Annotated in this window: 17 protein-coding genes; 8 read left to right on the top strand and 9 right to left on the bottom strand. The window is 61.8% G+C overall.

What is annotated here, in order from left to right:
• Positions 1-34 precede the first annotated feature (34 nt).
• The 4 genes from C9E81_RS08605 to C9E81_RS08590 all read right to left on the bottom strand — a co-directional run bounded on the left by C9E81_RS08605 (position 35) and on the right by C9E81_RS08590 (position 2,616).
• Positions 35-745 carry an anti-sigma factor family protein gene (locus tag C9E81_RS08605; RefSeq protein ID WP_122111926.1) on the bottom strand — a complete coding sequence of 237 codons (711 nt, stop codon included), beginning with the start codon at positions 743-745 and terminating at the stop codon, positions 35-37.
• On the bottom strand, positions 742-1,248 hold the full coding sequence (locus C9E81_RS08600; RefSeq protein ID WP_122111925.1) for an RNA polymerase sigma factor: 507 nt from the start codon (positions 1,246-1,248) through the stop codon (positions 742-744). Before C9E81_RS08600 ends, C9E81_RS08605 begins: the two co-directional genes overlap by 4 nt.
• 184 nt (positions 1,249-1,432) lie before the next feature.
• The gene (locus C9E81_RS23665) at positions 1,433-1,672 is read right to left on the bottom strand and encodes an ATP-binding cassette domain-containing protein (RefSeq protein ID WP_425010636.1); all 240 of its coding nucleotides are present in this window, start codon (positions 1,670-1,672) and stop codon (positions 1,433-1,435) included.
• 185 nt (positions 1,673-1,857) lie between these two features.
• A complete protein-coding gene (locus C9E81_RS08590) occupies positions 1,858-2,616 on the bottom strand; it encodes a TetR/AcrR family transcriptional regulator (RefSeq protein WP_122111923.1) in 759 nt (252 codons plus the stop codon).
• Between C9E81_RS08590 and C9E81_RS08585 the strand changes: the two genes are divergently transcribed.
• The 3 genes from C9E81_RS08585 to C9E81_RS23285 are packed head-to-tail and all read left to right on the top strand — an operon-like array spanning position 2,615 to position 4,387.
• The gene (locus C9E81_RS08585; protein ID WP_122111922.1) at positions 2,615-3,799 is read left to right on the top strand and encodes a pyridoxal phosphate-dependent aminotransferase; all 1,185 of its coding nucleotides are present in this window, start codon (positions 2,615-2,617) and stop codon (positions 3,797-3,799) included. The two genes, C9E81_RS08590 and C9E81_RS08585, sit on opposite strands and share 2 nt — an antisense overlap.
• A 12-nt stretch (positions 3,800-3,811) precedes the next feature.
• Positions 3,812-4,084, top strand: coding sequence for a thiamine pyrophosphate-binding protein (locus C9E81_RS23290; RefSeq protein WP_243698579.1), 273 nt, complete (start codon positions 3,812-3,814; stop codon positions 4,082-4,084).
• Positions 4,085-4,105: 21 nt separating this feature from the next.
• Entirely contained in the window at positions 4,106-4,387 is a 282-nt protein-coding gene (locus C9E81_RS23285) for a hypothetical protein (protein ID WP_243698578.1), read from the top strand.
• Positions 4,388-4,658: 271 nt separating this feature from the next.
• On the opposite strand, the gene C9E81_RS08575 is transcribed toward C9E81_RS23285, so the two are convergent.
• The 3 genes from C9E81_RS08575 to C9E81_RS08565 form a co-directional block, all read right to left on the bottom strand.
• Positions 4,659-5,435, bottom strand: coding sequence for a slipin family protein (locus C9E81_RS08575; RefSeq protein WP_122111921.1), 777 nt, complete (start codon positions 5,433-5,435; stop codon positions 4,659-4,661).
• A gap of 2 nt (positions 5,436-5,437) precedes the next feature.
• The gene (locus tag C9E81_RS08570; RefSeq protein ID WP_208021144.1) at positions 5,438-6,883 is read right to left on the bottom strand and encodes an NfeD family protein; all 1,446 of its coding nucleotides are present in this window, start codon (positions 6,881-6,883) and stop codon (positions 5,438-5,440) included.
• Between the two features lie 143 nt (positions 6,884-7,026).
• On the bottom strand, positions 7,027-7,323 hold the full coding sequence (locus C9E81_RS08565; RefSeq protein ID WP_122111920.1) for a cupin domain-containing protein: 297 nt from the start codon (positions 7,321-7,323) through the stop codon (positions 7,027-7,029).
• Between the two features lie 243 nt (positions 7,324-7,566).
• Between C9E81_RS08565 and C9E81_RS08560 the strand changes: the two genes are divergently transcribed.
• A complete protein-coding gene (locus tag C9E81_RS08560; RefSeq protein ID WP_122111919.1) occupies positions 7,567-8,034 on the top strand; it encodes an OsmC family protein in 468 nt (155 codons plus the stop codon).
• A gap of 209 nt (positions 8,035-8,243) precedes the next feature.
• Positions 8,244-9,242: a GNAT family N-acetyltransferase gene (locus tag C9E81_RS08555; RefSeq protein ID WP_122111918.1), complete on the top strand. Its 999-nt coding sequence runs from the start codon at positions 8,244-8,246 to the stop codon at positions 9,240-9,242.
• 13 nt (positions 9,243-9,255) lie between these two features.
• Here C9E81_RS08555 and C9E81_RS08550 read toward each other — a convergent pair whose 3' ends face one another.
• Together C9E81_RS08550 and C9E81_RS08545 are read right to left on the bottom strand one after the other, a co-directional pair.
• A complete protein-coding gene (locus tag C9E81_RS08550) occupies positions 9,256-10,545 on the bottom strand; it encodes an NAD(P)/FAD-dependent oxidoreductase (RefSeq protein WP_122111917.1) in 1,290 nt (429 codons plus the stop codon).
• A gap of 15 nt (positions 10,546-10,560) precedes the next feature.
• Positions 10,561-11,226, bottom strand: a complete 666-nt coding sequence (locus tag C9E81_RS08545; protein WP_122111916.1) for a haloacid dehalogenase type II — start codon at positions 11,224-11,226, stop codon at positions 10,561-10,563.
• Between C9E81_RS08545 and C9E81_RS22680 the strand changes: the two genes are divergently transcribed.
• The 3 genes from C9E81_RS22680 to C9E81_RS08535 all read left to right on the top strand — a co-directional run bounded on the left by C9E81_RS22680 (position 11,210) and on the right by C9E81_RS08535 (position 13,584).
• Positions 11,210-11,494 (top strand): hypothetical protein, encoded by a 285-nt coding sequence (locus C9E81_RS22680; protein ID WP_147457574.1) that lies wholly within the window; start codon positions 11,210-11,212, stop codon positions 11,492-11,494. The two genes, C9E81_RS08545 and C9E81_RS22680, sit on opposite strands and share 17 nt — an antisense overlap.
• Positions 11,491-12,609: an acetylornithine deacetylase gene (argE, locus tag C9E81_RS08540; RefSeq protein ID WP_122111915.1), complete on the top strand. Its 1,119-nt coding sequence runs from the start codon at positions 11,491-11,493 to the stop codon at positions 12,607-12,609. The genes C9E81_RS22680 and argE overlap by 4 nt, the downstream gene beginning before the upstream one ends.
• A 126-nt stretch (positions 12,610-12,735) precedes the next feature.
• The gene (locus C9E81_RS08535) at positions 12,736-13,584 is read left to right on the top strand and encodes a GNAT family N-acetyltransferase (RefSeq protein ID WP_122111914.1); all 849 of its coding nucleotides are present in this window, start codon (positions 12,736-12,738) and stop codon (positions 13,582-13,584) included.
• The last annotated feature ends 16 nt before the right edge of the window (positions 13,585-13,600 follow it).

Raw genomic sequence — 13,600 nt, 5'->3', positions numbered from 1 at the left:
CTCCTCCCGCGGTGCCGGCGGGCAAACAACGCCGTCAGGCGCAATTTTCAGCGCTTCGGGTCGCGTTGCGCAGGGCGAGCATATCTGCCGTGCCGTCCTCTAGCGTCAGTTCACGCAGATATTCCACCAGCGCCTCGAACCGCTGCAGATCCATCCTGTCGGCCAGGACCGCATAGCTTTTGCCGGAAGCTTCCCATGCGGTCGCTTCGATCTCGGGATCGGATGGCAGCGCGAAAGACTCGCTGCCAAGATACAGGGTCAGCCTGCAACCATTCTTCCCTGCGTAATGTGCCGCCGTTCCCTCCGGAATGTCCCGCGTTGCAACCAGGGTAAGCCCTGCCGGGACGAGATCGGGCAGTGCCCCGTATTCCTTCTGCATGACCGGTTGCAGGTCACCTTGCGCCATCGGGAAGGACTGCGCAGAGAATGCGTCGTGCAATTCTATCAGCGGCACCGATTGCCTGGACATGACGCCGGTATAGGCCGCGACGGCAAGGCTGGCCGCGAGCATTCCCACAGCAACCCAACCCCATCGCGGTGTATGGCGCGGAGCAGGGGGCTCTTCGGCGCGCTGCGGTCCAAGCATTCGCAGGCTATGCGACTGCGATCTGATGCTGGCCAATGTTGCGGCTAATTCCGGCTCATCCCTTAGCCGCCGCTCGAAGGAGCGCACCTCTTCAGATGCCATCTCACCGTCATGATAGGCGCTCAGCGCCTCCCAATCCGTATCGGACAAACCACTCATTTCAGATGGCTCACCTTTGCTTTCTCGTCGGTCTTGCCTTCTATGCGCTCCAGCAGGGCGCGCCGTGCACGGCTGATCCGGCTCATCACGGTGCCCTGCGGCACATTCATGACCAGCGCCGCCTCCTTGTATTTGAGCCCCATGATATCGATCAGGAAAAGCACTTCGCGGGTATCCGGCGGCAAGCCTTCGAATGCCAGCCGTACCAATATGTCACCTGATCGATCCGGGGTGCCCGGATATTCATCATAAAGACGTTTCTCGCGGGCGAGATATTCCCGCCGCACCCGCATTTTCCGCAATTCATCATAATGCAGGTTGCGGATGATCCGAAACATCCACGGGCGCAACTGTTCGAGGATTTCGGGCGGCTGTCCGGCTGTCAAGGCGCGTGCGACCGCATCCTGCACCAGATCCTCCGCGTCATCCCGCCTTTCGCATATCGAAAAGGCGTAGGCACGAAGTTCCGGAAGCAGGAGACGGATTTCATCCTTGAAGCGCATATCCGGGGAATAGCATGCGGTTCGCGCCGTTTGCCATATCCGGAATGCTTCTTCTTCGCCGATCCGGGGCTGTCCCGCCCGGCCATGTCGACGCGCTCCGGATATGCCATCGCCCTGTCGGTCGCCTCCTTTCGTTCCACGCCATGGATATGGGCCGGGACCTCGAGAACCTGCCCGAGCACGGTCAAATGAGGCCAGAATGTGAACTGCTGGAACACCATGGCGACCTTGCGGCGCAACCGTGGGTTTTCCGGGTGTCGATACGGTGGCTGTGGCCGGTGAACTCCAGTTCTTCGCCGGCGATCACCAGTTTTCCGGCCTGCGGAGTTTCCAGCAGATTCATACAGCGAAGCAATGTGCTTTTGCCCGAGCCGCTTGCCCCGATGATCGATGACACGCTTCCCCGCCTTGCGGTGAAGTTGATCCCGTTCAGAACTTTTCAGGGTATTATAGCTTTTTTCCATCCCCGAAACGGATTGGGCCAATTCGGGTTCTGCCGTGCGAGGCGCTGCGGCCCGTCGAGCGGTGGGTCCGTCGATTTCCTGTCGCATGCCGGCACATTACCAGCTGTTGAACGAATGTTCAATAATAACGCGAGCTAAGACGCGATCAACCCATGGAAGGCGCGACCAGCGCATCCACCCAAGCCTCGGACAAGACGATCCCTTCTTCCGGAGAAAAGGTTTCCGGCTCAAGACACCATTCCAGCCACAGCCCGTCCAGCAATCCGGAAAGGCCGATCGCGGCCAGGCGCGGCTCGAGACGGCTCTTTCCCTCTCTTTCTTGCAACTCGGCGATCAGACCTTCGACAACCGCCCGGTAGGCGCCGTAGCGTTCCTTGTGCACCGCCGCGATCTCTTTCGAAGTGGATTGCAGCGTCCAGAAGGCCAGCCATACCCTGAACAGATCCGCATCCAGATTTACGGGCGAGAAGGAGGCCCGGATAAAGGCGGAGAGTTTTTCACGAGCGTTTCCGCCGACATCGGCGACGCGCCGCTCGATCTGCGCAAGCACGTCATCGGCCACATGCCGATAGGCTGCTGCGATCAGGGCTTCCTTCGTACCGTAATGATGGTTGATCAGGCCGACCGATACATCGGCCTCCCTGGCGATAGCGCGGATCGAGCATTGTTCGATCCCCATCATCACTATACAGCGCAACGCGGCCTGCAGCAGGGCCTCGCGCCGTTCATCGGCGGTTTGGCGTCGGTAGCGCGGTGCAGATGAGGATTCGGTGCGGGCATGGTCAGTCATCACGTTACAGCCTTGCATGAGGTGGGCGAGGCGTCCATGAAAATCCCATATACTGTTGAACATTCGTTCAACAATAGTTAGCAGGGAGAAAAGGGGCTGTTGGAAGGTCGCCATGGAATATTCACCTCTTGTAGAAAGAATCGCAGGCGAAGGCGCAGCGGCATGGGCGATCCATTCCGAGGCGATGGCGGCAAGGGCCCGGGGCGAGGATGTGATCGTGCTGAGCGTGGGGGATCCCGACATGGATACCCCGGCGGCGGTGACCGAACGCGCGGTTTCCGCACTTCGCGAGGGCGATTCTCATTATGTGGCCGTTCAAGGCACAGCTGCCCTGCGCGGCGCGATTGCACGCCATGCTTCCGGCATAATGGGTATGCCGGTCGATACAGCCAATGTCTGCGTGACCGCCGGGGCGCAGAATGGTCTTTTCTATGCGTCGATGCTGCTTTTGCGCCCGGGCGACGAGGTGCTGATACCCGATCCCTGCTATGTGACCTACGAGGCTACGATCCGGGCGTCGGGGGCGATTCCGGTTCCCGTGCCACCCAGATCCGGTGGTGGCTTTCGCCCGGATCCCGGGGCCTTTGCCGCGCGGGTCACATCGCGCACGCGGGCCATGCTGTTGGCCAGTCCGAATAACCCGACCGGCACAGTGACCACCCGCGATGAGGCCGAGGCGCTTGCCGAAATCGCACGGCGTCACGATCTTTGGGTCATCAGCGACGAGGTTTATGCCAGCCTGACCTTCGGAGTCCCGCATGTTTCCATTGCATCGCTGCCGGGGATGGCCGAGCGGACGCTGACCGTCTCCAGCCTGTCCAAAAGCCATGCCATGACCGGTTGGCGCTGCGGCTGGATGATCGGTCCGCAAGAGGCGGTCGCCCATGCGGGCAACCTGTCGCTCTGCATGCTTTACGGCCTGCCGGGGTTTGTTCAGCAGGCTGCGGAAACGGCACTCGAAGAATTCGAATCCATCGTGGCCGATATGCGGGAAATCTATATTCGCCGCCGCGACGCCTTGCTTGCGGCGCTGGCGCATGCGCCGGGTGTCCGGGCCTTGACGCCGGAGGCCGGGATGTTCCTGATGCTCGACATCACGGGAACCGGGCTGTCCGCCCGCGACTTCTCCTGGAAACTGTTCCGCGAGACCGGGGTTTCGGCCCTCGATGCCACGGCATTCGGAGCCAGCGCGGCGGGCCATCTGCGGCTGTCCTTCACCCTGAACGAGAGCACCCTTATCGAGGCGGGGCGCCGCATCACCGAATTTTGCCGCAATCGCGTCAGCCTGAGCGTTTGAGGAGCAATCCGCGTGAGCAAGTCCGAACGCTGCGCAGGACCGTGGATCCACGATCTGTTGACAGTCTATGGCGTCGATACCGTTTTCGGCATTCCCGGTGTCCACACGATACCGCTTTACGATGATCTGGCAGAAAGCGGGTTTCGGCATGTGACCCCGCGGCACGAGCAGTGCGCCGGTTTCATGGCCGGTGGCTATGCGCGCCTGACCGGCAAGCCCGGTGTCTGCTTTGTCATTACCGGTCCCGGAGTGACGAATATCATCACGCCGGTCGCGCAGGCCTAAGCGGAATCGCTGCCCACGCTGATGATTTCTTCCGTCGGCAGCCGCCGGCATATGGAGTTCGGTCAAGGATATCTGCATGAACCTCCCTATCAGCAGTCACTGATGCAGCAGGTCACGGTTTTCAGCCACACGCTGCAGGATCTGTCCGATCTGCCAAAGGTTCTGGCCGCCGCTTATGGCATTGCCTCGTGTAAGGCGGCTGCGTCCAATGCGTTGCGCGCTGCGCTTCGCGCGGCCATTGATACCCGGAAACCCGCCCTGATCGAAGTCCCCGAAACCGAAATGTCAAGCGCGCTTGCCTGAAGCTCCGCTTTGCCGGTCACCCGCGTTGACCGACCGCGCCGCCGCAACCTTCGGCGGACCGGCCTGCATGCGCATCGACCGGTTCCTTCAGTGCGTCCGCGCCGGCGGGTTCGGGCGGGCAGGCCGGCCCCCATACCGAGGTTACGGATACTGTATTGGAGGCCCGTTCAGGTCCGTCGACCTACGGCCTGTCTGGAACCGACCGGCAAGCGATATCCCCGTCCGGGGAAGGGCGCGGAACGTAAATGAAAGGCTGCTCCGGAAAACCTTTTCATTCTGGTTTTTCGTCCGGCTTGCGCAAGCCCTGTGGCAATAGATCGACAGGAAGCGGAAACACGACCGTGCTGGTCTTGTCGGTGGCGATGTCGCTGAGTGCGTTGAAGAAGCGCAGTTGCATCGAGTTGGGCTGCGTTGCCAGCATCCTGCCGGCCTCGACCAGCTTGACGGCTGCCTGCTGCTCCCCCTCGGCGTTGATGACCCGGGCCCGCCGCAGCCTTTCGGCCTCGGCCTGTTTCGCGATGGCGCGGACCATGCTTTCGTCGATATCGACATGCTTGATCTCGACATTGGCCACCTTGAGGCCCCAGGCCTCGGTCTGGCGGTCGAGAATTTCCTGGATATCGACATTGAGCTTGTCACGCTCGGCCAGCATCTCGTCCAGCTCATGCTTGCCCAGCACCGAACGCAGGGTGGTCTGCGCCAGCTGGCTGATGGCGACGGCGAAATCGGCGACATTGATGATCGCGCGCTGCGGATCGACGATGCGGAAATAGATCACCGCGTTGACCTTGACCGAAACATTGTCGCGACTGATCACGTCCTGGCTTGGAACGTCCTCGACAAACATGCGCAGGTCGGTGCGCACCACCTGCTGAACGAAGGGGATCAGGATGACCAGTCCCGGGCCTCCGACACGGGTAAAGCGCCCAAGCGTGAATACCACGCCACGCTCGTATTCACGAAAGATGTAGATGGCATTGTAGAGGACGAGAACCACCAGCGCGATACCAGCCAGTGGGAATATCCAGCCGAAAATGTCGAACTGCATGACTAACCTATCCTTTCCGATTCCGAAGCGAACTCGACGACAAGTGTCAGTCCGATGACGTCCCGGATGCGGACCGGCTGCCCGGGGACAAGATCGGCGCCTCCTCTGGCGTGCCAGCGTTCGCCGTCAGCCAGCACGAAGCCTTCCGAACCGGACCACTCCAGCACTTTCGCCGTTCTGTCGATCATGTATGACTTGCCGATTACCGGCGCGCTCCGATAGGCGCGCAGGGTGAAACCCAGCAGCAATATCAGCACGGCGCCGCTGATCGCCGCCATGGTCCCGATCATCCACCACGATATCTGATAGGCGGGCTGATCCGTGTCTATCAGCATCGACGCCCCGAGAACGAAAGCCACCAGTCCGCCGAATCCCAGAATGCCGAAGGTCGGGGTCAGCGCCTCGACCACCATGAAGGCGATGCCAAGACCAATCAATGCAAGCCCGGTATAGGTGAAAGGAAGCTGATTGAGCGCGTAAAGCCCCAGCGTGAGGCTGATCGCGCCGACCACGCCCGGGACCGTCGCGCCGGGGTTCCAGAACTCGAAGATCAGTCCGTAAATTCCGATCATCATCAGGACCAGTGCAACATTCGGATTGGACAGAACGCTGAGGATCCGGGTGATATTGTCCATCTCGACGATCTCGACCGGCAGCCCCGCGGTGACGAGGATCCGTTCATTGCCGCCGACTTCGATTTTCCGTCCGTCAGCGGCGGCAAGCAGTTCGTCCACGTCATCGGCCTGTATGTCGATGACACCCTCTTTCAATGCCGCGTCAGATGACAGGGTTGCCGCCTCGCGGACGGCGCGCTCGGCCCATTCGGCATTGCGGCCATGCAGTTCGGCCAGGCTCCGGATCAAGGCCACGGCGTCGTTCGTGGCCTTGGCCGACATCGCATCGTCCGGTCTCAGTGGTTTGCTGTCAGGCTTCGGGGCCTCCTCATCGGCGCTATCCCGGTCCTTGCCGCTTTCGTCTGAATCGCCCTCTTCGCCGGGTGCATCTTCGGGCAGACCCTGGGGCAATCCGCCGATCTGGACGGGAGTAGCCGCGCCGATATTCGTACCGGGCGCCATCGCGGCCACATGTGCCGCGTAAAGGATATATGTGCCCGCGCTCGCGGCATGCGCACCGGAGGGGGCGACATATCCGATGACCGGCACATCCGAGGCGAGGATCTCCGAGATGATCTCTCGCATGGAATCGGCCAGTCCGCCGGGGGTGTTCAGCCGCAGGATGACAGCCGCCGCCCGCCGGTCCTCGGCAAGGCCGATGACACGTCCGGCATGTCTGACCGTCGCCGGGCCGATCGGGCCCTCGATCGCAGACATCAATACGAACGATCCGGTTTCGGAATCGTCGGATTTCTGCGCCGCTGTCGGAATTGCGGCCATCAGCAAGACGGCAAGGGCCGCAATGAGGCGACGCAACCGCTTGAGATATGGCACTTCCACCTCCCTCACAGCTATATAGGGCCCGTCGGGGCGCACAACAATGTTTTGGCGTGGATGTGTGCGCCTCTTCCCACTGTTTCATGCGAAAAGGATATCGCGGAAACATCCAGGGAGCTGCTTACATCCCGGGGTCCTGGCTATCTCTTCGTTTCGATCTCGATGAACGACAGCGGACCGGGGCCCGCATTCTTGACGTCATGCTGCACGCCTTTTCGGCGGATATAGCTGTCACCGGCTTTAACGGGTTTCTCGGTCACCTCGCCGTTTGCCTCGTAAGCCATCGTCGAGTCCGTCAGGATGACCACCGCGTAATCCATTTCATGCTCATGCCAACCGGTCGTGGCGCCCGGCGCGAAATCCCAACGGGTGATCTTCATGCGGTCGTCCTCGGCAAGCACGGTGGGGACGGCGGCGGCGGCGGCTTCGAATGTCATGATATCTTTCCTCGGCTTGGCGGAACACGGATGAGGGTAGCGATCTGCCGGAAATTGTCACCTGTTGTCTTAAAGTGTAGCGCGAAGCCGATAGTGCGATGCAGCCTGCTTGCCGCCCTGCGACCGATCCCTTGCGGCAACGATATGATGGCGAAAGGGGGACGCAGATCTCATCCTGCCATTATGCCTTTGATATATTTTCACATACAAGTATATGAGTATGGAAAAACAAGGGGTAGCATCATGGGTCACAGCTATTCGTCGCGTGTGGTCTGGACCGGAAATCGGGGCGAAGGGACGGCGGGTTATCGCGCCTATGACCGGACCTGGGATATCGCGGTGCCGGGAAAACCCGTCATGCATTGCTCGAATGACCCGCTGCTTGGTGGTGATCCCGCCAAGATGAATCCTGAAGATCTGCTGCTCTCTGCTTTGTCGGCATGTCACATGCTATGGTATCTGCATTATGCCTCGGATGCAGGGATCGTGGTGACTGGCTACGAGGACAGCCCGGATGCCGTCGGGGAGGTCGGAAAGGGTGGGGCGGGACGTTTTGTCTCTGCGACGCTGCGTCCACGTATCACGGTCCGAGCCGGGACGGATATCGAGGCGGCAACAGAAATTCACCATCGCATCCACGAGGTCTGCTTTATCGCGCGTTCGGTAAACTTCCCGATCAGTTACGATCCTGCCTTCGTGCTTGAGGACTGACGGAAGGGCCACTTCCGGAGTGAAACCGATCGGTCTTCGCCTGAATGCCGGGAAAAGTGATAACGGCGTTCCGGTTGCAGAGCCTGCGTGATCACTGGTGTTCGAACCGGGGGCCGGAGGGATCGTTATGCGTTGGCAGGCCATGGTCTCTTTCCCCGGTAGGCTTCGCCACATAATGCTGTGGTCTGCAGGCGGGATACGGCAGAAAAATGCGCGGGTTCTGCGCGACATTGGCGCAAGGACCTGATCTGCCGGCGGAGGCAGAGCGGTCAATCGCGGTATGGCAAGGTGGTGTGATCATGGCGGGCGATGGAACGGGGCAGGACGGCGCGACTCGGACGGACTTCATGCGGGTCGACAATTTCGATGTGCGAGCAAGACGGATCACCCCCGCGGATCGTGCGCTGCTGCATGAACTGACCGTTGGCGTGCTCTGGCCGCATCGGGCACATGACCTTGACGTGTTCATTTCCCTGGGCGAGGGCTATCTTGCTACTGATGAAATCGGACGGGCGTTGGGTTCGGCGATGTATTTCCGTGCGGGCGATGATTTCGCAATGCTCGGCATGATGGTTACCGCGCCGCGACTGCAAACCCTGGGAACGGGTCGCTGGCTCTTGCGCCGGGTCATGCAGGATTGCGAAGGCTGCGACCTGCGGCTGAGCGCGACGCGGCAGGGCTATCGGCTGTATGAAAGCGCGGGTTTCACGCCACTGCATACTATCCGGCAGCACCAGGGGATGGTTCGTGGCGTTGCCGTGCCGGAGTCCGTGCCCGGAATGTCCATCCGGGCGATGACCGCTGCGGATGTTCCGGCCATCCGGGCGCTTGACCATCATGCTTATGGAGCGGAGCGGCGCGTGACGCTGGACAGGATGCTGGAACTTTCTTCAGGGCTCGTCAGCGAGATCAATGGCGAGATTCGCGGCTTTGCGATGCAGCGGAAATTCGGGCGCGGCATGGTGATCGGGCCGCTGGTGGCCGAGGATGACCGTATGGCGATGGCGCTGGCCGCACCGTTGATCCAGCGCCATCAGGGCGGGTTCGTGCGCCTCGATACCCCGGTGCAAAGCGAGGACTTCTCGGCATTCCTGACCAATGCGGGCATGGGGCTTTATGACACGGTAACCGAGATGTATCACGGAGCGCAGCGGCGGCCGCTGGAAGGGTCGCAGATCTACGGCTTGGCCTCGCATTCCCTTGGCTGATGCCGTCCGGCCGTCAGGATAACCGGTCCTTCAGCCCGAACCACAGCCCGACCAGCGGCAGGAACCACGGCTTGCCACTGTGGAAGGGGATGGCGGGCCAGTCCAGCCCGTCAAGCGGGTTGCTGTCCGTGCGACCCAGTGCCATGTCGGCAAGCGCCTGCCCGACCAATGTCGACATCTGCGCGCCATGGCCGGAATATCCCATGCCATAGATCATGCCGTCGGCCTCGCCTGCACGCGGGAACCGGTCCTTGGTCATGCCCACAAGACCGCCCCAGCAATAGTCGATTTCGACATCTGCCAGATGCGGAAAGATCCGGATCATCGATGCCCGCAGGATCTCGCCCGATCTGGCATCGGATTGCTGGTTCGAGACTGCCGAGAACCGCGCCCGCCCGCCAAAGATCAGCCGGTTGTCGGGCGACAGGCGGAAATAGTTACCGATATTCATTGAGGTGACGCAGGTCCGGTTGCCCGGCAGGGTGGCCGCGATTTCCTTGGCGGTCAGCGGTCTTGTCGCGATGATGAATGAGCCGACCGAGATGATCCGCCGCCGGAAATAGCGCAGCACCTCGCCGCGGCTCTCTCTGGAATAGGCGCCTGTGGCGGCGATCACCCGCCCGGCGCGAAGCCTGCCTTTCGGCGTCACCAGCTCCCAGCCACCGGAGGTGGCGCGGCGTTCGGTGACGGGGGCATTCTCCCAGATGCGCGCGCCGTGGCGCTGTGCGGCACGGGCCAGCCCGACCACATAGCGTCCCATATGCATCATCGCGGATTTGCCATAGAGCATCGCACCGTGAAAGGCTTCCGAACCGATCTCGTCCCGTAACTCGCCGCGTTCGAGCCAGCGTGTATCTGCATCCACCTCGCGATGGATCAGGTCGAAATTCGCCCGAAGCCCGGCCACATGCGAGGGTTTCGACGCGAGTTTCAGCTTGCCCGAGCGCCGGAAATCGCAGTCGATCCCCTCTTCGGCGATGACTTGCTCGATCATGTCGATCGAGCGGTCATAGGCGTGATAAAGCGCATGCGCGCGTTCCGCGCCCAGATGGGCCTTGGCTTCGGCATAGCCATGCGCGATCCCGTTATTGAGATGGCCGCCATTGCGCCCCGACCCGCCCGCGCCCGCGTGATATGCCTCAAGCACGGCGACGCGCAACCCTTCGCGGGCCAATTTGCGTGCGGCATTCAGACCGGTGAAACCGGCTCCGATCACCGCGACATCATAGGCTCCCTCGACCGGCCCCGGTTCGGCGCCGGTGAAGGGAGAGGCGGTGTCATGCCAGTAGGACATGTATTTCATCGCGGCCTCCGGCCCTTATAGCCCGACCAGCGCGGCAAGGCCGGATGCGTCGGGAATCTCTGTATAACCATAAAAGGGATTGGCGGGCTCGTGGCCGCGATTGACCCATACCTTGTTCCTGATGCCCAAGTCATGGGCGGTCATCAGATCGTAACGGAAACTCGACGAGACATGCAGCACATCCTCGGGGCCGCATCCCAGCATGTCGAACATATACTCAAAAGCGCGCATCTGCGGTTTGTAGGCCCGCGCGTCCTCGGCTGTGAAGACATGTGCGATAGGCGCGCCGAGCCGGGCGATATTATGCGGGATCTGGCTGTTCATCGAGTTGGTCAGCGCGACCAGCGGGATCCTGTCCCCGATTGCCGCCAGCCCGGCGGGCACATCGGGATGCGGCCCCCATGTTGGCACTCGCTCGTAGATATCGGCGGCGATTGCCGGGTCGAATGCCACTCCGTTGCGCTTGCAGGTTCGTTCCAGCGCGTTATGGACCACCTCGGCATAGGGTTTCCACGCCCCCAGAACCTCGTCCAGCCGATAGGCGGCGAAATCGCGGATGAATGTCTCCATCTTCTCGGGAGACAACCTCTCGGCGTAATGGTGGCGCGCGGCGCCCGCCATGTCGAAGAAGATCATCGTGCCGTGGCAGTCGAAGGTGATGAATTTGGGGCGGAAGGTCATTATTCTCTCCGGAGGTCATCGATGTTCCAAGCATCACCGCTTTGCCGCGACAGGGATTGCCGCGTTTGGCGATTTCAGCGCAGGATATTCCGTTGCGCGGACAGCTGGCGGCAAAAGGTGCTGCCTGTCCGCCAAGATCGGCGTCGATGGTGGCGGCGAAGGGGGCATGGTCGAGATAAAGCCCGATTCAACACATGAAAGCCAAACAATGACCTTGCCGAAGCAGATCATCACCGTCGCATATATCGCATACGGAGCCGCATCATGACCGCGCGTTATTCCCCCGAAGAGATGCTGGCCCGGCTGGTCGGATTCGAGACCGTGGTAGGCCGGTCCAATACCGGGTTGATGGATTTCGTCGGGGATTTCCTCAAAGCCCATGGTGTCTCCTGCCAGCTTCTGACCGGTCCCGAGGGTGATCGCTGCAACCTCTTCGCGACGATCGGCGATGCCGGGCTTCCGGGATATATCCTGTCGGGTCATGTCGATGTCGTTCCCGCGGGTGAGCCCGAATGGCGCGGCGATCCTTTCCATCTACGCCGTGAAGGAGAACGGCTGATCGGGCGCGGGGCCTGTGACATGAAGGGTTTCGTCGCGGCGGTTCTGGCGATGGTGCCGGGGCTCGTGGCATTGCCGCTGAAATCTCCGATTCATATCGCGCTGTCCTATGACGAAGAAGCGGGTTGTCGTGGTGTGCCGCATCTGATCGCGGCGCTGCCCTCGCTTTGCACGGCGCCAGCGGGCTGCATCGTGGGTGAGCCCACGGGTCTGGTGCCGGTTCTCGCCCATAAGGGCAAGGCGGCGCTGCGGCTGGTGGCGCATGGCCGGTCGGGGCACAGCTCGCGCCCGGATCTGGGCGTGAACGCGATCCATGCCTTGCTGCCGGTGCTGGAGGCAGCCGCCGCGCAGGCCCGCGAGTTGGAGCGGGGACCGCAGGACGACCGTTTCGAGCCGCCTTGGTCCAGCCTGCAGATCGGCACGCTGTCGGGTGGACAGGCGCTCAACATCATCCCGGATCGGGCCGAGGCGCAGATCGAGGCGCGCGCCATTGCGGGGGTTGAGCCGCGCGACCTGCTGGCCCCGATCGCAGCCATGGCGGGAGAAGGGACAGAGGTGGAATGGTTGTCAAGCTATCCGGCATTGGCGCTCGAACCCGGGCATCCGCTGGCTTCGCTGATGCAGGAACTGACCGGGCGATCGCCCTTGGATGCAGTCAGTTTCGGCACCGAGGCGGGGTTGTTCCAGGCCGCTGGCATTGCATCGGTGATCTGCGGGCCGGGCGATATTGCGCGGGCACATCGGCCCGAGGAATATCTGACCCGCGACGAATTGCACGGTGCGTGCGAGATGGTGCTGGCACTTGGCCGAAAACTTGCCGCCTGAGCGCGGCATTTTCTGCGGCGCAAGACGGGGGGAGCGATGCAAACTGCCGCTGCGCGCCGCGATCAGGGCAAACATGCCGTTCTCCCTTGCCTAGGCTGAAGAGGACGAAATACGGATACAAAACTCATGACCTCTGCCGAGAATTCCTCCCCCGTCATCGCACCGCAGGATCTGCGGCTCGAACATTTCTCCGAAGAGCATCTGGACGCCGCCCTGCAACTTTCGCAGCAGGTAGGCTGGCCGCACCGGATCGAGGACTGGGCGCTCAATGCATCGGTCTCCAGAGGTGTGGTTGCGCTGGAGGGTGGCAGGGTGGTCGGCACGGCTTTTTGCACCGTTTTCGGTGACGTGGCCCTGCTCAACATGATTATCGTCGATGCGCGGATGCGTGGGCGTGGGTTGGGGCGCCGCGTGATGGAGGCGGTAATAGCGATGGCGGGCCCGCGCGAGATGCGGCTGGTAGCGACGCAGGAGGGATTGCCCCTGTATGAAAAACTGGGTTTCTCCGCGATCGGGCAGATCGCCCAGCACCAGGGGATCGCCAAATCCGTGATACCCGACCTGCCGGTGAGCGATGGGGATTCCGGGGATGTCGAACGGCTCGCCGCAATGGATCGCACCGCTTCGGGGATGGCACGGATCGAGTTGCTGCGGCGGATTGCCGGGCAAGGGCAGGTGCTGCTTGCCGAGGACGGCTTTGCGATGCTGCGCGAATTCGGCAGGGGCCATGTGCTGGGGCCGGTCGTGGCGCGTGATGCGGCGACCGCGCGTGCGTTGATCGCCGAAGGGGTAAGGCGCTGCGCGGGCGGGTTCCTGCGCGTTGATCTGCCTCTGGAACGCGGGCTGTCCGATCATGCCGCCTCTCTGGGGCTTGCCCATGTCGGTGGGGGCACCGCGATGACATGCCGGGCGGCGATTGCACCGGAACAGAAAGATTTTACGACCTATGCCCTCGTCTCGCAGGCTTTGGGCTGATTTCACGGAGATGAAC

Origin of the sequence: Paracoccus alkanivorans (assembly GCF_003697785.1) — a bacterium.
GTDB lineage: Bacteria > Pseudomonadota > Alphaproteobacteria > Rhodobacterales > Rhodobacteraceae > Paracoccus > Paracoccus alkanivorans.
The sequence above is the reverse complement of the archived record's forward strand: the minus strand, read 5'-3'. Positions and strand labels throughout refer to the sequence as shown.